Origin of the sequence: Thomasclavelia spiroformis DSM 1552 (genome assembly GCF_025149465.1) — a bacterium.
GTDB lineage: Bacteria > Bacillota_I > Bacilli_A > Erysipelotrichales > Coprobacillaceae > Thomasclavelia > Thomasclavelia spiroformis.
The window spans coordinates 659,839-678,915 of the sequence record NZ_CP102275.1; the positions used below are offsets into that span (position 1 = coordinate 659,839).

19 protein-coding genes are annotated in these 19,077 nt (G+C 27.7%); 14 read left to right on the forward strand and 5 right to left on the reverse strand.

What is annotated here, in order from left to right; genetic code table 11:
- Window positions 1-6: 6 nt before the first annotated feature.
- The 4 genes from NQ543_RS02890 to NQ543_RS02905 all read left to right on the forward strand — a co-directional run bounded on the left by NQ543_RS02890 (window position 7) and on the right by NQ543_RS02905 (window position 8,259).
- On the forward strand, window positions 7-4,731 hold the full coding sequence (locus tag NQ543_RS02890; protein ID WP_148344848.1) for a discoidin domain-containing protein: 4,725 nt from the start codon (window positions 7-9) through the stop codon (window positions 4,729-4,731).
- 134 nt (window positions 4,732-4,865) lie between these two features.
- On the forward strand, window positions 4,866-7,010 hold the full coding sequence (locus NQ543_RS02895) for a Tex family protein (RefSeq protein WP_004610197.1): 2,145 nt from the start codon (window positions 4,866-4,868) through the stop codon (window positions 7,008-7,010).
- Between the two features lie 11 nt (window positions 7,011-7,021).
- Entirely contained in the window at window positions 7,022-7,753 is a 732-nt protein-coding gene (locus NQ543_RS02900; RefSeq protein ID WP_004610198.1) for a YiiX/YebB-like N1pC/P60 family cysteine hydrolase, read from the forward strand.
- Window positions 7,754-7,812: 59 nt separating this feature from the next.
- The gene (locus NQ543_RS02905) at window positions 7,813-8,259 is read left to right on the forward strand and encodes an RrF2 family transcriptional regulator (RefSeq protein ID WP_004610199.1); all 447 of its coding nucleotides are present in this window, start codon (window positions 7,813-7,815) and stop codon (window positions 8,257-8,259) included.
- 7 nt (window positions 8,260-8,266) lie between these two features.
- Here NQ543_RS02905 and cysK read toward each other — a convergent pair whose 3' ends face one another.
- Window positions 8,267-9,181, reverse strand: coding sequence for a cysteine synthase A (gene cysK, locus NQ543_RS02910; protein ID WP_004610200.1), 915 nt, complete (start codon window positions 9,179-9,181; stop codon window positions 8,267-8,269).
- A 134-nt stretch (window positions 9,182-9,315) separates the two neighbouring features.
- On the opposite strand from cysK, the gene pdxR reads away from it, so the two are divergent.
- Window positions 9,316-10,632: a MocR-like pyridoxine biosynthesis transcription factor PdxR gene (gene pdxR, locus NQ543_RS02915; RefSeq protein ID WP_039904463.1), complete on the forward strand. Its 1,317-nt coding sequence runs from the start codon at window positions 9,316-9,318 to the stop codon at window positions 10,630-10,632.
- A 23-nt stretch (window positions 10,633-10,655) separates the two neighbouring features.
- Here pdxR and NQ543_RS02920 read toward each other — a convergent pair whose 3' ends face one another.
- Window positions 10,656-11,894 carry a 6-phosphofructokinase gene (locus NQ543_RS02920; protein ID WP_004610202.1) on the reverse strand — a complete coding sequence of 413 codons (1,239 nt, stop codon included), beginning with the start codon at window positions 11,892-11,894 and terminating at the stop codon, window positions 10,656-10,658.
- A 55-nt stretch (window positions 11,895-11,949) separates the two neighbouring features.
- Complete coding sequence (locus NQ543_RS02925) at window positions 11,950-12,615, reverse strand: hypothetical protein (RefSeq protein WP_004610203.1); 666 nt, start codon at window positions 12,613-12,615, stop codon at window positions 11,950-11,952.
- 100 nt (window positions 12,616-12,715) lie between these two features.
- Between NQ543_RS02925 and NQ543_RS02930 the strand changes: the two genes are divergently transcribed.
- On the forward strand, window positions 12,716-13,138 hold the full coding sequence (locus tag NQ543_RS02930; protein WP_004610204.1) for a hypothetical protein: 423 nt from the start codon (window positions 12,716-12,718) through the stop codon (window positions 13,136-13,138).
- A 94-nt stretch (window positions 13,139-13,232) separates the two neighbouring features.
- A complete protein-coding gene (locus NQ543_RS02935) occupies window positions 13,233-14,516 on the forward strand; it encodes an O-acetylhomoserine aminocarboxypropyltransferase/cysteine synthase family protein (RefSeq protein WP_004610205.1) in 1,284 nt (427 codons plus the stop codon).
- A gap of 134 nt (window positions 14,517-14,650) precedes the next feature.
- Here the strand turns inward: NQ543_RS02935 and def are convergent, their stop codons facing one another.
- Together def and NQ543_RS02945 are read right to left on the reverse strand one after the other, a co-directional pair.
- Window positions 14,651-15,220 (reverse strand): peptide deformylase, encoded by a 570-nt coding sequence (gene def, locus NQ543_RS02940; protein WP_004610206.1) that lies wholly within the window; start codon window positions 15,218-15,220, stop codon window positions 14,651-14,653.
- A 59-nt stretch (window positions 15,221-15,279) separates the two neighbouring features.
- Entirely contained in the window at window positions 15,280-15,486 is a 207-nt protein-coding gene (locus NQ543_RS02945; protein WP_004610207.1) for a hypothetical protein, read from the reverse strand.
- 113 nt (window positions 15,487-15,599) lie between these two features.
- Between NQ543_RS02945 and NQ543_RS02950 the strand changes: the two genes are divergently transcribed.
- From NQ543_RS02950 to coaD, 7 genes are read left to right on the forward strand one after another with little or no spacing between them, the layout of a single operon-like run.
- On the forward strand, window positions 15,600-15,866 hold the full coding sequence (locus tag NQ543_RS02950) for a UPF0223 family protein (protein WP_004610208.1): 267 nt from the start codon (window positions 15,600-15,602) through the stop codon (window positions 15,864-15,866).
- Entirely contained in the window at window positions 15,859-17,142 is a 1,284-nt protein-coding gene (locus NQ543_RS02955) for an FtsW/RodA/SpoVE family cell cycle protein (RefSeq protein ID WP_004610209.1), read from the forward strand. The genes NQ543_RS02950 and NQ543_RS02955 overlap by 8 nt, the downstream gene beginning before the upstream one ends.
- Window positions 17,143-17,168: 26 nt before the next feature.
- Complete coding sequence (ylbD, locus tag NQ543_RS02960) at window positions 17,169-17,471, forward strand: spore coat protein YlbD (RefSeq protein WP_004610210.1); 303 nt, start codon at window positions 17,169-17,171, stop codon at window positions 17,469-17,471.
- Entirely contained in the window at window positions 17,464-17,643 is a 180-nt protein-coding gene (locus NQ543_RS02965) for a YlbE-like family protein (protein WP_004610211.1), read from the forward strand. The genes ylbD and NQ543_RS02965 overlap by 8 nt, the downstream gene beginning before the upstream one ends.
- A complete protein-coding gene (locus NQ543_RS02970; protein ID WP_004610212.1) occupies window positions 17,644-17,997 on the forward strand; it encodes a YlbF/YmcA family competence regulator in 354 nt (117 codons plus the stop codon).
- 8 nt (window positions 17,998-18,005) lie between these two features.
- Window positions 18,006-18,554: a 16S rRNA (guanine(966)-N(2))-methyltransferase RsmD gene (gene rsmD / locus NQ543_RS02975; protein ID WP_004610213.1), complete on the forward strand. Its 549-nt coding sequence runs from the start codon at window positions 18,006-18,008 to the stop codon at window positions 18,552-18,554.
- Window positions 18,555-18,558: 4 nt separating this feature from the next.
- Window positions 18,559-19,041 (forward strand): pantetheine-phosphate adenylyltransferase, encoded by a 483-nt coding sequence (gene coaD / locus NQ543_RS02980; RefSeq protein WP_004610214.1) that lies wholly within the window; start codon window positions 18,559-18,561, stop codon window positions 19,039-19,041.
- The last annotated feature ends 36 nt before the right edge of the window (window positions 19,042-19,077 follow it).

The following is a 19,077-nucleotide window of genomic DNA, read 5'->3' on the forward strand; positions in this document are numbered from 1 at the left end:
CCACTAATGAGTGTCCCGATTTATGCACAGGAAAGTAGAATTGCTCCAACTAATCAATATTCAGTTGATCAAGTAACTACTATAACTAATGGATCAGGGGCGATTAATGCCAGTGAAGATGTTGCAAACTATGCTAATTTAGATCAGTTTACATTAAATGGAACTTTCAGTTTTACAAGCAACAGTAATAGTGGTGTTAATGCAATCTTCTTTATAGGAGATAATACGACTGCAAACAATTATTTTACGTTGTATGCAATTCCAAGTTCAAAAAGATTAGGAGTAGAGTTAAGAAATATTTCTGGAAATCAGATGTTAAGTAATTCTTATGTAACTCTTAATGATGTCGATTTTACGATGGAACATAAAGTTACTTTTACAATGTCTAAAAATAACTATTTCCGTATTTATTTAGATGGAAAAAAAGTATTAGAAGGAAATGCACCATCTGGCTTTACTAATGAAGTAATTGATAATCCTAATTATATGGGATTTGGTGTTGGAAGTAGAGCTAGTGGAAATAATTATCCAATGACTGGTAATTTAAAAAATTTAGAATTGTACAATTGTGCTTTAAGTGAAAGTGAAATTATGTCTTATCATTTAGGAGCACTTGAAAGTATTGCATATAAATATGAAAATATTTATTATCAAGATAGTAATGTGCAAAGAGTGCAAGATAATGAAAATATTTCTAAGTTAGTTTCTATGGATAGTGGAAGTATTTCAATTAGATATAAAGTTAATGATCAGAATTTAGGAAGAATGTCATTGTTTTCTATCTCAGATAATCTTAGTGAAAATAAATATATAGATTTATATGTAGATCCAAGTAACAATATTTTTGGATTAGATGTAGAAGGAACAAAAGATTTTGTTATGCCAACTACATCACTTAATCGAGCTAATCGAACAGTCAAAGATACATCTTGGCATACAATTACGATTACAAAAGAAAATGGTAATGCTAAAGGATTTATGTTTTATTTAGATGGGGCTTATGTTGATAAATATACTTCAGCAGTTCCAGAAGGATTCTTTAGTCTTTTAGCTGATGCTAATGCTGTTAACTTTGGTTTTATTGATACATCAGGAGATGACTTAGAATCATTGACAGGTGCAATTGATTATGTTAGAGCATACAATGAAATATTAGATCCAAGTACAATTTTACAAGAACATACTCTAACAAATTGGCAACCTGGTCAAGAAATCGATATGACTAATGCAATAAAAACAGAAAATGAAGATTTATATTATGCGGGATATGAAAATTCAAGTTCATATCGAATTCCATCATTATTAAAAACTTCAAAAGGTACCTTATTAGCTGCAATTGATAAACGAATTACAGGTGCACAAGATTGTGGAAATATTGATATTGCAGTTAGAAGACGTGAAGCTAATCAAGAAAATTTTGGAGATCCAATTATTATTAACGATTTAATTTCTAATCCAAACAATCCTTCATCATCAGCTTTTTTAATTGATAGTAGCATGGTCGAAGATAAAGAAACAGGTCGTATTTTTTTGCTTGCTGACATGTTTCCAGAATCTTCTGGGTTAATGGATACAAGTCAGTTAACAACAGGAACAGGATATAAAGAAATTGATGGCGTTGATTATTTACAGTTATTTGACCAAGCAGGTAATGAATATACTGTTAGACCGGAAGATGGATTTGGGTATGTTTATGATAGTCAAAATAATAAAACTGGCTATACAGTTATTTTAGAAAGTGATGCTCCATATCACGAACGTGGTAGCCTTTATTTAAATGGTGAATATAAAGGTAACATTTATATGTTAAAAAATGGACCTGAAAAAGGTGAATTACATGTATTAAATACACAATATTTATGGTTATATTATTCTGATGATGATGGTAAAACATGGTCTAATCCAATTGATATAACACCTCAGGTTAAAGCTGATTGGATGATGTTTTTAGGAACAGGGCCTGGCGTTGGAATTCAAATGGAAGATGGTACTCTAGGTTTTCCAGTTTATAGTGCAAATAAAAATGTTGGAGGTAGCCAGTCTTCAGCTATGATTATTAGTAATGATGGAGGAAAAACTTGGCAGTTAGGTGATTCACCACAAACTAATATGGGTAATGACCGTGAAACAATGAATAATAGCGGTAAAATGTTTACAGAATCACAAGCAGTTCAATTAAATAACGGACAAGTTAAATTATTTATGAGAAATACTTATGCAAACAAGGTGTATGTTGCAACAAGTAGTGATAATGGATTGACTTGGGATAAAGTAGAACAAATTGATATTAATGAGGTATATTGTCAATTATCAGTAACTAATTTTACTCGTAATGGAAAAGAATATGTTGTAATGACAAATCCAGATCATTCTCCAAGAACACAGGGAATGGTTCATATTGGTGAGGTAGATCAAGCAACAGGTGATATTACATGGTTAGATAGCCAAATTTTAAATACAGGAAAATTTTTATACTCATGTCTAAGCGTATTACAAAATGATGATGAAGATGTTCGTTTTGGTTTGTTATATGAAGATGATACTGATGGAACATTTAGAATAAAGTATACAGAATTTAATGATGATTTTATTTATGCTGGAACTAAAACGGAAGAATTAAAAGATCCAAAATTAGTAGATTATAACGTTAGTTTTGATAATGATAAAATTAATGTAGCTTTAACATTTGATCAAGAACTACTAGCAATTGGAAATCCACAATTAAAATTAAATGTAGGTAGTCAAGAAATAATTGCTGATTATAAAGAAGGTTCTAGCAGTGATACAATCTTTTTCGAAGCTACATTACCAAAACAAATCAATGGTGTAATGAAAGCAGTCGAATTACTTGAAACTAATGGTATTATTGAAAATATTAAAAATGGTAAAGTAGCTGTATTAAATACTAATATTTACGATTTTACTGAAATTACTAGCGGTATTACTGTTTCTAGCTATACATCACAACATTCATCTAGTACTGCAGAAAATACAGATGGTGCAGCAGTTAATGTTATTGATGGTAATATAAATACATATTGGCATTCAACATGGGGAAATGCAAATATCAACTTACCACAATCAGTAACTCTAAAATTAGATAAAACAAAAACACTATATAAATTAGCATATACACCACGTCAAAATAGTAATAATGGTAGAATTAAAGAATATGAAATTGCAACAAGTATTGATGGTAACGAATTTACAACAGTTGCCTCAGGACAATGGGTAGATAGTAAAGATATTCAATATGTTGAATTTATTCCTACTGATGCAAATTATATTAAAATAACAGCAACAGAAGCATATGGCGGTGGTGCAAAACAAAGTTGTAATATTGCAGAAATTGGTTTATTTGAATATAGTGATGGGGTAATTAATGTGGGTGATAAAACTGCATTAACTAACTTAGTTAATACAGTTAAAGATTTAGATACATCTATTTATGCAAAACCTACAGTTGATAATCTTATTAATGCAATAAATGAAGCTCAAAAATTATTAGATACAAATCTTGTATCACAACAAATGCTAGATAATGCATATACAAAATTAATAAATGCAAAAACTGCATTGATTAATATTAGTAAAGCTACTAATGCACTAGCAAAATTAGATGAACTAAAAGAAGAAAATTATACACCAGAATCATGGCAAATCTTTATCAATGAATTAACAACATTAAAAGAACAATTAAATGATATAACATCATCAAGAGAAGTTTTAGATATTGTTGTTAAAGCAGATTATATTGAAAGTCAATTAATTAAGGCAGAAATTACAGATACAAATAAAACAGCATTAAAGATTGCAATTGATATAGCAAGCTTAATCAGTGAAGAAAGTTTAGAAAATGTAATACCTGTTGTAGTTGACGAATTCAAAGCAGCATTAAGTGAAGCAAATGAAGTATACAATAATACTAGTGCTACTCAAAAAGAAGTAAATAATGCATTTGATCGACTTGCAAATGCAATGCAAAAATTAGAATTTTATAAAGGCAATAAAACTAAATTAATTGAGGCAATCGAAGAAGCTAACAGTAAACAGGAAGAAGATTATACAGCAAATTCATGGAAAGCATTGCAAGAAGCATTACAAGAAGCTAATAAAATATTAGCTGATGAAAATGTAATGCAAAAAGAAGTAGATGAAGCAACAAATAAATTACAAGAAGCACTTGATAATTTAGTAACAACAGTTGATAAGAGTTTATTACAAGTATTTGTAGAATATGTAAGTGGATTAGATTCAAATAAATATACAGAAGCTACATGGAAAGCATTTGAAACAGAATTAACTGAAGCAAATGTGATATTAAAAGATGCAAATGCAACACAGGAACAAGTAGACAATGCTTATAATCAACTAGTAAAAGCATACTTAGATTTAAGATTAATTCCAGATAAGAGTTTATTAGAAGAATTAATCAATAAGGCAGAAGGATTAAACGTAGCAAATTATACAAAAGCAACATTTGATGGCTTAACAAAAGCATTAAATGAAGCAAAAGCAGTATATGAAAATCCAAATGCCACTCAAAAAGAAGTAGATAGTGCAAAAGCTACATTAGAAAAAGCAATCAATAACTTAGAAGTAACACCAATAAATAATGGTGATACTACAAGTGTAAAAACTGGAGATTCTAGTTATATTACAACAAGTTTAGGCTTGATTATGACATCTGGATTAATTGCAAGCTATTTAAAAAAGAAAAAGAAATCATAAAAATTGATTAATAAATTTTTGGCTCACTTATGTGGGCCTTTTTATTATTAAAATTAAAAAAGTGATTTCAAGAGTTGATATTTTATTAAATTGAGATAGAATATTATAGTTAAAATAAATGATAAGGAGTTATTATGAACGAAGAAATTATCAAAATAGCAGCAAAAGAATTAGAAATCACTGAAAAACAAATTAATGCAGTTTTAGAATTATTAGAACAAGGAAATACGGTACCATTTATTGCCCGTTATCGTAAAGAAGCAACAGGTGGGTTAGATGAAGATCAAATAAGAAATATTGATAAATATTATCAATATCAAGTTAATTTATTAAAACGTAAAGAAGATGTAATTAGATTAATTGATGAAAAAGGTATGTTGACAAAACAGCTAGAGGCAGATATTTTAAAAGCAACTAAATTAAATGAGGTTGAAGATCTATATCGTCCTTACAAGGAAAAAAGAAAAACAAAAGCTACAGAAGCAAAAGTAAAAGGATTAGAACCATTAAGTAAATGGATATTATCTTTACCAAAAGGAAATATAGATGAAGAAGCAAAAAAATATCTAAATGATAAAGTAGAAAATATTGAAGATGCTATTCAAGGAGCATTAGATATTATTGCAGAAGTTATTAGTGATGATATAAAATATCGTAAATTTGTTAAAGATATAATATATAAATCTGGAGTAATTGAAACTAAAGTTAAAAAGAAAAATTCTGATGAAACAAAAGTATATGAAATGTATTATGATTATCATGAACGTGTTAATCGAATAGTATCACATCGTATTTTAGCGATAAATCGTGCTGAAAAAGAAAAAGTAATTACTGTCAATATTAATGTAAATAAAGATTTTTTAATTGAGTATATTAATCGAGGAGTAACAAAAAATCGAAACAGTAGCGTTAATGAATATATATTAAAAGCTGTGGAGGATAGTTTAAATCGATTATTATTACCATCGATTGAAAGAGAAGTACGTAATGAATTAACAGAAAAAGCAAGTGAACAAGCATTAAAAGTATTTTCAATTAACTTAGAAAAATTACTTATGCAAGCTCCATTAAAAGATAAAATGGTTTTAGGAGTTGACCCTGCCTATCGTACAGGATGTAAATTAGCAGTAGTTGATCAAACTGGAAAAGTATTAAAGATTGATAAAGTATTTATTACCATTCCTAAAGATAACTATGATAAAGAAAAGAAAATACTTTTAGATATTATTAAAACTTATAAAATTGAAATCATTGCAATTGGTAATGGTACAGCTAGTCGTGAAAGTGAAGCTTTTATTTCAAAATTAATTAAAGACAATAATCTTGATGTTGATTATGCAATTATTTCAGAAGCTGGAGCATCTGTTTATTCAGCAAGTAAGCTTGCTAAAGAAGAATTTCCGGATTATCAAGTAGAAGAACGTTCAGCAGTATCAATTGCTCGAAGATTACAAGATCCATTAGCTGAGTTAGTAAAAATTGAGCCAAAAGCAATTAGTGTAGGACAATATCAACATGATATTGCACAAAAACAACTAGAAGAACAATTAGATTTTGTTGTAGAAAAAGCCGTAAATAGTGTAGGGGTTGATATTAATACAGCGTCTGTATCTTTATTACAATATGTATCTGGATTAAATAGTGCTGTAGCAAAAAATATCATTAAATATCGTGATGAACATGGTAAATTTACTAATCGTGAAGAAATTAAAAATGTAAATAAATTGGGTTCAAAAACATATCAGCAGTCAATTGGTTTTTTAAGAATTCCAGGTGCTAATGATCCTTTTGATGCAACTGCAATTCATCCAGAAAATTATCAACAGGCAAAAGCATTATTAAAATTAATTAATGCTAGTGAAAAAGAACTAGGTACTAAGGAAATTGCATCTAAATTAACAACAATTAATAAAGAAAATATATTAGAAGAATTAAAAATAGATAGTTATACACTTGATGATATTATTGATAGTTTTATCAAACCTAATCGTTCACCACGTGATAACTATGCTACGCCGCTTTTAAAGAAAGATATTTTAAAAATTGAAGACTTAAAACCAGGAATGGTTTTAGAAGGTACAGTTAGAAATGTAGTTGATTTTGGAGCATTTATTGATATTGGTCTAAAAAATGATGGATTAGTACACATTTCTAAGATTTCACATGAAAGAATTAAGCATCCTTTGGATAAACTAAGTATAGGAGATATAGTAGAAGTTTATGTTATTGATGTAGATGTTAATAAACATCGTGTTGGTTTAAGTATGATAAAAGATTAAAGGATGAGATGATGAGAAAAATTCTTTTAGGAATAGTATTAGTATTACTAATAGGTGGTTGTTTATATGAAAATAAACCTGATGAACAAACAGTTGTTGTTGAAGATTCAACTGATAATCAAGAAGTAATTGAATATCAAGAGTTATTAGATTATACAGAACTTTTTAAAGTTGGTGATATAATAAATCTTGAAAATGTTAATTATTTAAGCTCATATGCTATTCCTGGAAGATGGAAACATTCATTGTTTTATCTAGGAAGCTATCAACAATTTACATCTTTTTTTAATGAAAATGATAAATATTATCAAGAGATTGTAAAACATTATCAAAATAAAGACGAGATTTTAGTACTAGATAGTAATTCAACTGGAGTAAAAATTAGAACTTTTGATCAAATGGCAAATTTAAAAAAAGAATCTTATTTAAAAGCATTATCTGGATATCGTTTTAAAGAAAATGATGAATTTATAAAGAAATATTTGTATCATGCACTAGATTATCTAAATACACCATATGATTATGCAATGGTTACGTATGATGAAAAAAATTTATATTGCAGTGAATTAGTATATTATGCATTGCAAGCTGTTAATATTGAAGTGACTAAAACTAGTAAAATTTTAGATCATGAAATAATCACGCCAACTGATATAGGTATTTTTTTAGAATCATTGCCTAATACTGAACATAGTTATTTATTAAGTAAACAAAATAATTGTATAGAAAATAATACAAAATAAGTAAAATACGCTTGTATTTGTTATGTAATATCAGTATTATAATAGCGAGGTGGACATAAATGAAAATTTCAACTAAAGGTCGCTACGCTTTAAGAATAATGTTAGATATTGCTATTCATGATGATGGTAAATATATACCATTAAAAGATATCGCAAAAAGACAAAATTTAACAGTTAAATATTTAGAACAAATTATTTCATTATTAAACAAAGCAGGATACTTACAAAGTTTAAGAGGGAATACTGGGGGATATCGTTTAGCTAAAAATTTAGATGAATATGTTGTTGGTGATATATTGCGAGTTACAGAAGGAGATTTGGCTCCAGTAGCTTGTTTAAAAAAATGTGGGGATTTTTGTCAACGAGAAGATATTTGTAATACAGTATTGTTTTGGCGAGGTCTAGATAGAGTAATTAATGAATATGTTGATAGTTATACATTAAAAGATTTGCTTGAACAATCTCAAGATAAAGATAATAATAAAAAGCTACATTATACAATGTAGCTTTTTGCTATTCAAATAAAGCCGTTGATAGATAACGTTCACCAGTATCCGGTAATAATACAACAATATTTTTATTTTCACCAGGTAATTTACTTGCAGCTGCTAATGCGGCTCCTGAAGATATACCAACAAGCAATCCTTCTTTTTTAGCTAATAATCGTGACATTTGATATGCCTCATCTAAATCAATTGTAATAACTTCATCAATTATATTTAAATCAAGAATTTCAGGAATAAAATTAGCACCAATTCCTTGAATTCCATGACTACCTGCTTTACCTTTTGAAATTAACGGAGAATCACTTGGCTCAACTGCAATAATTTTTATTTCAGGATATTTTTCTTTCAATACCTTAGAAACCCCAGTGATTGTTCCACCAGTACCAATTCCAGCAACAAAATAATCAATTTTATCATTAAAATCATCAATTATTTCAAGTGCTGTGGTTTCAATATGAATGAGAGGATTATTTGGATTAACAAATTGTCCAGGGATAAAGGTATTTTCAATTTCATTAGCTAATGAATTTGCTTTATCAACAGCACCTTGCATTCCTTTTTTACCTTCTGTTAAAACAAGATTAGCACCATATGCTTTTAATAACTTCTGTCTTTCAATAGACATTGTTTCAGGCATTGTTAAAATTAACTTATTACCATAAATTGCACAAGCAATTGCTAAACCAATTCCAGTATTACCACTAGTTGGTTCAATAATAGTAGTATTTTCATCAATTAATTTATCTTGATAAGCTTGTTTAATTAAATTCAAACCAACACGATCCTTAACACTTCCACCAGGATTAAAAAATTCTACTTTTGTATATAAATTGTTTTTGATATTAGTAGCCTCTTTAAAACGATCAATTTCAATAAGAGGTGTTTTACCAATAGTTTCCAAAACACTTTTTTTAATATTCATAATTTCACTTCCTTACCTTTATTTGATATACCAAGTTATAGCACATAAACTAAAAAAAAGATATTAAAATGATAATTAATATTTCATTGTCGTTATTAAAATGATAAAATATGATAAAAAAAGAAGGACTGTTTATGAAAGAATATAAATATTTACTAGTTTATAAGGCAATAATAGAAGATATTGAAAAAGGATATCTAAAATATAATGATAAAATACCATCAATTAGACAAATGGCAAAACGATTAGATGTAAGTCGAACAACAGTAGAAAGTGCATATTTACAGTTATTAGTAGAAGGTTATATCTATTCAAAAGAAAAAGTAGGTTATTTTGTTGATGTTGAATATAATAATCATGATATAAATGAAAATATAAATCAAAATGATGAAAATGATGATTACCATAAATATAAATATGATTTTAGTGGAAGATTAGTAGATGGTGAAAGTTTTAATTTAGATATATGGAAAAAATATATAAAAAAAGCATTAAATCAAGGTGATGATTTAATGAGTTATGGTGATGTGCGCGGTGAAATCAAGCTAAAAAAAGCTCTTCAAAAATATAGTCATGAATATCGCGGGTTAAGTAGACCGGTTAATAATTATATAATTGGTGCAGGATTCCAAATTTTACTTTATTATGTTTGTAGTTTATTTCAAAATGATGAAATTGTAGGAATAGAAGAAAAAGGATTTATGCAGGCAGAAACAGTTTTTGATGATTGTCATATGAAAGTAGTAAAATTACCAGCTGATGATCAAGGATTAACGCTTGAGGGATTAAAAATGTATAATTTAAAACTACTTTATTTAAATAGTTCTTCAGGTGGCTATCATGGTCATCCTATTAAACAACAACGTCGATTGGAAATTATTGAATATGCTAAAAAAAATGGTATATATATTATTGAAGATGATCATAATGGTGAACTAAAGTATAATACTAAACCAATTGATGCAATGGCAAAATTGGATAATGATAATATTATTTATATTGGTTCTTTTTCAAAATTACTGTTACCTTCAATTAGAATTAGTTACATGGTATTACCTGATAAATTATTATCAATATTTATAAAAAAAATAGATGGTTATCATCAAACAGCATCTAAATTAGAGCAGTTAGCTTTAGCTATGTATATTGAAGATGGACAACTAGCTAGACATCTAAAAAGGCTACGAAAACATTACCGTAATAAAAGTAAACATCTTTTAACTAATTTACAAAAATCATTTCCTAAATATAAATTTGTTTTATATGAAACAGCATTAAAAATAACTATGTATATTGAAGATGATTTAGTTGACAAATATATTCAATTAGCAAAAGAAAATGATATTTTAGTATATAAAAATAAAAAAAATCAAATCACGTTTTCTTTCTCTGGAATTCTTGATCAAGATATTGATCAAGCTACAAGAGTATTAAAACAAATATGGCAATAATAAAAGGATTGGCAATGCCAATCCTATTTGTTTAAATGACTACAACTATAATAAGCTGGAATACCATTTTGGTAATTAACACTAACTTCACCTTGAATTAACGGGAATAAATAATCATATAATTCCTGAGTAATATTATTACCATCTTTATTAATCCATTCAGTTGGAATCTTCTGTTCCAAATTAGCAATTTTTCTAACATCACTAGAAATATAATCAACTTGATAAGGATTGTTAGAAATACGTTTAAATCCCATAACATGACCAGATTTATTAGCTAATGCAGTGTCAATTGCTTTTTGCCCAATTACAAAAGATTCATCCAAATCAGTTTTACTAGCAATATGCATAGCACAACGTTGTAATACATTTAATTCAATACTTCTAACCTTACATTGGAATTCCTTAAATACTAATGACTCCAACATTTTACCAGTACCAGAATGCAATACATGACCAAAAGCATCTTTTTTAGCATATTTAGAATTATCATCTAAGAAATTTCCATTTGCATCTTTAATACCTTCACTAACAGCAATAACTACACAATTTTTTCTTTCAAAAACTTCATGAATATCTCTTAAGAAACGTTCTTTATCAAAAACTACTTCAGGAAGATAAATTAAATCTGGAGCATCATTATACTCGTTTCGAGCTAAAGCCGCTGCCGCAGTTAACCATCCAGCATTTCTTCCCATGATTTCAATAATTGTTACTGATTTTAATTGATAGATTAGACTATCATGAACTACTTCTAAAATTGATGACGCCACATATTTAGCAGCTGAACCAAAGCCCGGCGTATGATCAGTTCCCATTAAATCATTATCAATGGTTTTAGGTATACCTATAAAATTAATATGACTATTAATACTTTTTGCATAATCATCTAATTTCATGACCGTATCCATTGAATCATTTCCACCAATATAATAAAAATCAGTAATATCTAATTTAGTTAAAATATCAAATATTTTAACATATACATCAAGATTCTCTTTATATGTAGGTAATTTAAAACGACAAGAACCTAAATACATTGCAGGGGTCTGTTTTAAAGCATTGATCTTTTCATCATTATTAAATTCTTTAAGAAGATCAATATAACGATTCTCTAATAATCCCATGATACCATGGATCATCCCATAAACATTTTCATATTCATTACTATACTTAGCACCATAAATTACTCCAGCAAGACTTGCATTAATTGCTGCTGTTGGTCCACCAGATTGTCCAATAATACAATTTCTTTTTTTCATTTTATTCTCCTCTACTGACTAATTCTAACATCTTTAGACAGTAAAAAAAAGTTAATTATTTACTTTTTCTAATAATTCGATAAAGAATAAAGATTAAGATTATAATAACGATAAAATTTATAACAAAAGAATTATTGGTTTTTTCTTTAGAAACAAGAGAAATTGTAGATATTTTATCTTGAGTTAATAAATCAAGAAGATTAATTTGTACTTTGTTATTATTAATTTTACCAACATTGGTTTTAATAATTTCTCCAGGCATTATAATATTTAAATTTACTTCTAAGCCCATATCTTTTAAATTTTCTAGTGAATAATTACTTATGTTTTTTAACTCACTAGTATCATAAATATTGTTAATTGTATTTAAATCAATTTCAACATGATAATTATTTTCTTGTTTGTTAAAATAAAAAAAGGATAATAGTAGTTTATTAATTGTTTCAGGTGCAATAAAATTAAAACCTAAGTAACTTACCCCATTAATAGATTTTTTAAGATCTTCACTTTGCCAATCTCTAAAATTTTTTTCTTTTAATGCATTTTTCAATTCATCAATTGGAGTAGCATAGCTATTATAAAAGCTTTTAGGAAGCAAAATTTCTACATTCATTTCAACATCATCAATATTTTGAAAATCAATATTTACATTCCCTTTAACACATCCAGTCAATAAAAAAAGTAAACACAAAACTATAATATAAAACTTCTTATACCTCATCAATAACCAATACCTTTCTATCCTATAAAATAAGTATTATACTAAAGACAAGTTTATATACAGTTCACAAATAGAATTTAAAATATACTCGGTGATATAAATGAAAATAGAAATTTTATATACAAAAAAGTCTAAACACATTAAACCAGTTGCTGAAGCAATGGCAAGATGGGTTAAAACATATGCAAAATCTATTGATGATTTTGATGATTGCAATTGTATTGATTTATTAATAATTGGATTCGATGATTCTATTTGGAAAGATTCTCAACTTGAGAATTTTATTAAACATTTAAATCGTCATAAAGTACGTAATTTAGCATTATTCAATGCTTTCTACATAAATGATCATAAAATGCAAAATATGATTAAACTATGTCAAGAAACTGATTTACCGTTAATGCGTGAACAATATTCATTTAAGTTGACTTTTAAGCAATTAAAGGAAATTGATCAAAATGTTATTGATGGAGCTCGCTTATATGTTGAAGATATGGTTAACTTGGTTAGAGATTATTATTAATAAATAATAATATGGTGGCAGTGCTTGCCACTTTTTATTATGGAAAATTTTTAATAATTATGATACAATTTTCTAAATTTGAGGAGGAAATTATATGGATAGTAAAAATTTTGGTTTTGAAACATTACAAATACATGCAGGACAAAAACCTGATGCTACAACTAAGGCAACAGGGTTACCACTATACTTATCAAATGCATTTACATTTGATGATGCAAATCAAGCAGCTAGAATTTTTGCATTAGAAGAAGGAGGATATTTTTATTCACGTTTATCAAATCCAACTGTTGATGCCCTTCAAACAAGAATGGCAGCGCTTGATGGTGGAGTTGGAGCAGTAGCGTTTTCTTCTGGTACAGCAGCAATCATGGGGTTAATAATGACAGTTTGTCAAAGTGGTGATGAAATTGTTGCCGCAAATAATTTATATGGTGGAACAATTGGTTCTTTATCAGGAACAATGGTGGCAATGGGATTTAAATCACATTTTGTTGATCCAAAAGATTTAAATGCATTAGAAGCAGCAATTAATGATAAAACAAAAATTATTTTTGTTGAATCAGTGGGGAATCCTAATGGTGATATGTTAGATTTTGATGCAATTAGTGCGATTGCAAAAAAATATGGTATTTTATTTGTTGTTGATAATACCACACCAACACCATATTTATTTAGACCAATTGAACATGGGGCAGATTTAGTTGTTTATTCAACGACTAAATATTTAGCTGGACATGGTAATGTTATGGGTGGTGTAGTTGTTGATAGTGGTAATTTTAAATGGAAAGATAATCCACGTTATCCATTATTTAATACACCAGATAAAGCATATCATGATCTTGTATATGCTAATTTAGGTAAAGAGGCATTTTGTACTAAAGCAGTTGCTAAAACATTGCGTGATTTAGGAGGATGTATGTCACCATTTAATGCATATATGACATTATTAGGTTTAGAAACTCTATCATTACGTATGAAAAAACATGTTGAAAATGCCCGAAAATTAGCTGATTTTTTAAATGAATGTGAAGATGTAGAATGGGTAAGTTATGCTGAATTACCAGATAATCCTAATTATGAACTAGCAAAAAAATATTTTCCTAATGGTTTTGGAGGATTATATACTTTTGGGGTAAAAGGTGGTGTTGATGGCGGTAAAACAGTCATTAATAATATTAAATTATTTATCCACGTTACCAATTTTGCTGATTCACGTTCATTGTTAACACATCCAGCTAGTACTACACATGCTCAAATGTCAAAAGAAGAACAACTTGCTGGTGGAGTAAAAGAAGAAACAATCAGAATGTCAGTTGGTTTAGAAGATGTAAATGATTTAATTGCAGATTTAAAACAAGCATTTGTGAAAATTAAATAATAATTTTTATAGGCACTTAAAACAAAGTGCCTATTTATTATGAAATAATGTTTTTAAATTACTAAGAAATTTAAAAGCATTAGTTTAAAATAAAAAGTTAGAAACCTATATATCTAGATTTCTAACTTAATAATTTATTCAATAACCATAGCATTTTCAATTGGGGCAAATGGATTATCTTTATTAATACGATCATAGAAAAGAGTACCTTCAAAATGGTCTAATTCATGTTGTAAACAAATTGATAAAAATCCTCTAGCAACAATTTTAACTTCTTGATCAGTTAAAAGATCATATCCCTCAACTGTCACTTTAGCATGGCGTGGTACATAACCTTGAACTTCTTTATTAACTGATAAACAACCTTCACCATCTCTTAAAAAGGAATTCTTTTGGGTATAAGATACGATTTTAGGATTGACTAAAGCATAATCGTTAGCTTTAACAACATTTCCTTTACTATCATAATCTAATACATGAATTGCACACATTCTTTTAGGAATTCCTAATTGAATAGCTGCAATTCCTACTGCAGGACGTAAATCATATTTTTTAGAAAGTTCAGGATCTTGAGAATTTACAAGAAATTCATGCATCTTAAACAGTAAATCTCTATCATCATCACTTAATGGTAATGGTACTTCTTTAGAAACTTCACGAATTTTTTTATTACTATCGTCGATTATATCTTTCATTGTTAACATATCTTCACCTCATCTAATTTCGATAGTATTATAGCACAAAATGAGGTGAAATAAATAGCTTATCCGACTCTAATTTTTGAATTTCCACAAATAATTAATAGTAAGAATACTACTAATACAATTGCAAACCAGTTTGTTGAACCAAAATTGCTATAACCACATCCACAATTTGACATATTGCTACAACCACAGCAGCTAAATGGATTAGTTACAAATGGACTATATGAATTACATCCGCAACCTGAATAATTAAATCCACAATTCATATTATCACCTCCTTTAGTATATCCTATTCCAATAATTATCTTTTGATTGGGTTATTGTAGATAATCATTAAAAATTAAGCTATAATATAAAAAAAATACGAGGAGTGATAAATATGGAATATAATTACCCGCTTGATTATCATTGGTCAACTGAGGAGATTATTGATGTAATTGCATTATATAATGCAGTAGAAAAAGCATATGAAGTAGGGATTAGTAAAGAAGAATTTATGAATAGTTATCATAAATTCAAACTAATTGTTGATAGTAAAAGCGAAGAAAAAAGCTTAGATAAACAATTTTATGAAATCTCACATTATTCAATTTATCAAGTAGTAAAAGCTGCAAAAGAAAATGATTGGATTTATTTAGGTGAGTAATTTGATAAAAAAATTAAGAATGAAAATAAAAAAGATATTTGATAAATTGAAACGATTATTTACAAGTCGTGGGACTGATAAAAGTATTTATGCAAGTGTTATAATTTTATCAGTTTTAGGAGTAGTAATGATTGGTTCAGCAGCAGTAGGTGGAGTTACAGATGAAAGTGAAACCATTACTTTAGCAGTAAGGATGATGATTTCGCAGACTGTCTTTGTTATTGCTGGTGTGATCATGATGATCTTTTTAGCAAGAGTATTTAAAACTCGGTTTATTGGTCATACTTCTTCATTAACGATATATGTTGTTGGAATTATTGCAATGATCATATGTGTTTTTTGGAGTGATTCTAAAGGATCGCATGCATGGATCAAGCTTGGTTCAATTAGTATCCAACCAGCTGAGTTTATGAAAATTGCAATGATTTTGATTTTAAGTTATTTTTTAACTGAAAATGAATCTTCATTTAAAGTAAAAGGTGAATTTAGAGATGAAGAGATGAAAAGGGAATTTTATCGTGAAAAGCTGATGAAATGTGTTGTTTTACCGATGATTTTAGTAGGTGTTGTTGTTTCAATTGGGTTATTTGTTCAAGATGACTTTGGAACGACTGTGATACTTGCTTTAATTTGTTTTATGTGTTTTATTGCTACACCACGAAGATATTATAAAAAATATAAGCGATTTGCTTGGCTTATTATTGCAATTGGTAGTGTTGTATTAGTAGTGTTAGGTACACTTGTGTTAGAACCTTATCAATTAAATAGAATTTATATTTGGTTAGATCCCTTAATTGATCCAAGTAATCGTAGTTATCAAATTATAAATTCATTAATTGCATTTAGTAATGGAGGTTTATTTGGATTGGGATTTGGAAATTCTAAACAAAAGTTTGGTTATATTCCTGAATCTCACAATGACTTTATTGGTGCGATAATTTATGAAGAACTAGGATTGTTTGGTTTAGCATTGATTATTGTTCCAACTGGTATTATTATTTTTAAATTGTTGAAGTATTCAAATGAAGTTAAAGAAAATAAATCTAAAATTATTTTACTTGGTATTGCTTCATATTTCTTTTTTCATTTGTTAATTAATTTAGGTGGAGTTTCTGGTTTGATTCCAATGACCGGAGTACCGATATTGTTAGTTTCTGATGGAGGTTCTTCAACGATTTGTGCGTTTATTTCAATTGGTATCGCTCAAGCAATAATTGCTAAACATAACCGACAAAAATATTCACTAGATTCTAAATATGTACCAGATTTACAATAGTTACATATAATATACTAGGTGATATCATGGATGAATTTAAAGAATTCTTAAAAACTATTCCTAGTATAAAACAAGATGTTTTAAATGGACGCTATACTTGGCAACAACTATATGAAATTTTTGTTATGTATGGAAAAGATGATAAATTTTGGCAACCATATAAAACAGGTAATAATTTTGATTTAAACATGTTAGTTGAAATTATTAAAAATATTGATTTAAATGCGTTATCAAACAGTTTAAATTCAATTGAAAAAGTATTAAATGTAGTAAATACATTTTTAGATAAAAGAGAACCAGAAAAAGAAAAAAAGTGGTACGATGGATGATCAATTAAGATATTATCTTCGTTACCATCCTCACTGGTATCTTATTTTATCTAGGTATCCTCAAGAATATAATCGCTTGATTCAAGAGTATAAAGATGAAAAAAATCAACATTTTATAGATAAAATAGAACAAGTATCAATGTTAATAAATATGGTGGAGATGATGTTATAGGTGGAATTAAATGAATTATTAGACAATCTAATTAAGGAAATAAAATGTGATCAACGATATATAGATTATCTTGAAGCAGAAAAAAAATTATATATTCCGGAAAATAAATCGTTATTAAAAACTTATCAAAGTAAACTAGATGAATATGAAGAATTAAAAAAATACGAACAATATATCAATAACACCGATATTAAAGAGGAAATTAAAAAATTAAAAAAACAAATTAGTCAAAATAGTGATATCATTGATTATTATCAAAAATATCATTGCTTAAATGATTTTTTAGAAGAAATAACAAGTGTAGTTTTTAAAGATATATCAGAAGAATTAAATTTATCACCATATAGGTTATAAGGGGAGTTATGAGAGTAATTGCAGGAAAATATAAAAGTAGACAATTAAAAAGTGTTAAATCAAACTTAACACGACCAACAACTGATCGTAATAAAGAAAATATGTTTAATATAATTGGACCTTATTTTGAAGGAGGCAATGTATTAGATTTGTTTGCTGGAAGTGGTGGTCTTGGCATTGAGGCATTATCAAGAGGTTGTGATTTTCTTTATAGTGTAGATAATCAATATGCAGCTTTTCAAATTATTAAAGAAAATCTTAATGCTTTAAACATTGAAAATGCAAGAGTGTTTAAATTAGATTATCGAAAAGCATTAAAAAGATTTAATGAGGAAAAGATTAAATTTGATTTAGTGTTGTTGGATCCACCATATGGTAAAGGATTAGTTGATGGAATATTAGAATTTTTGATTGAAAATAAAATGTTGAATAATGATTGTATTGTTATGGTAGAAGAATTAAAAGAAGTTGTTTTTAAACCATTTGAGCAATTGAATTTAATTAAAAAAAATGACTATGGCATTACAGCGTTAAACGTTTTTAAATATCAGGAGTAAGAATATGAAAAAAAATATTGCAGTATATGCAGGAACATTTGATCCTGTAACTAATGGACATTTAGATATAATTGAACGTGCTAGTAGAATGTTTGATACTTTGTATGTAACTATATGTATTAATCCAAATAAAGTTGGCTTATTTACAATTGATGAAAGAAAAGAATTATTAAGACGTTCATGTAAACAATTTGGAAATGTAATTATTGATTCGTCTAATAAATTATCAGTTGAATATGCTAAAGATGTTGGATCAAGTATACTTGTAAGAGGAATTCGAGCGACAATGGATTTTGAATATGAATTACAATTAGCTTTTTCTAATCAATATTTAGATAAAGAAGTTGATATGGTTTTTTTAATGACTAGACCGTCACATTCATTTATTTCATCATCAGCCGTTAAAGAGATGGTTAGTCATAATCGTCGTGTTACTGGTTTAGTACCACCTTGTGTAGAGGAAGCATTACAAAAGAAACTTCTATAAATTATTGTTATTTAAAAGAATTGTCAAAATTAATGA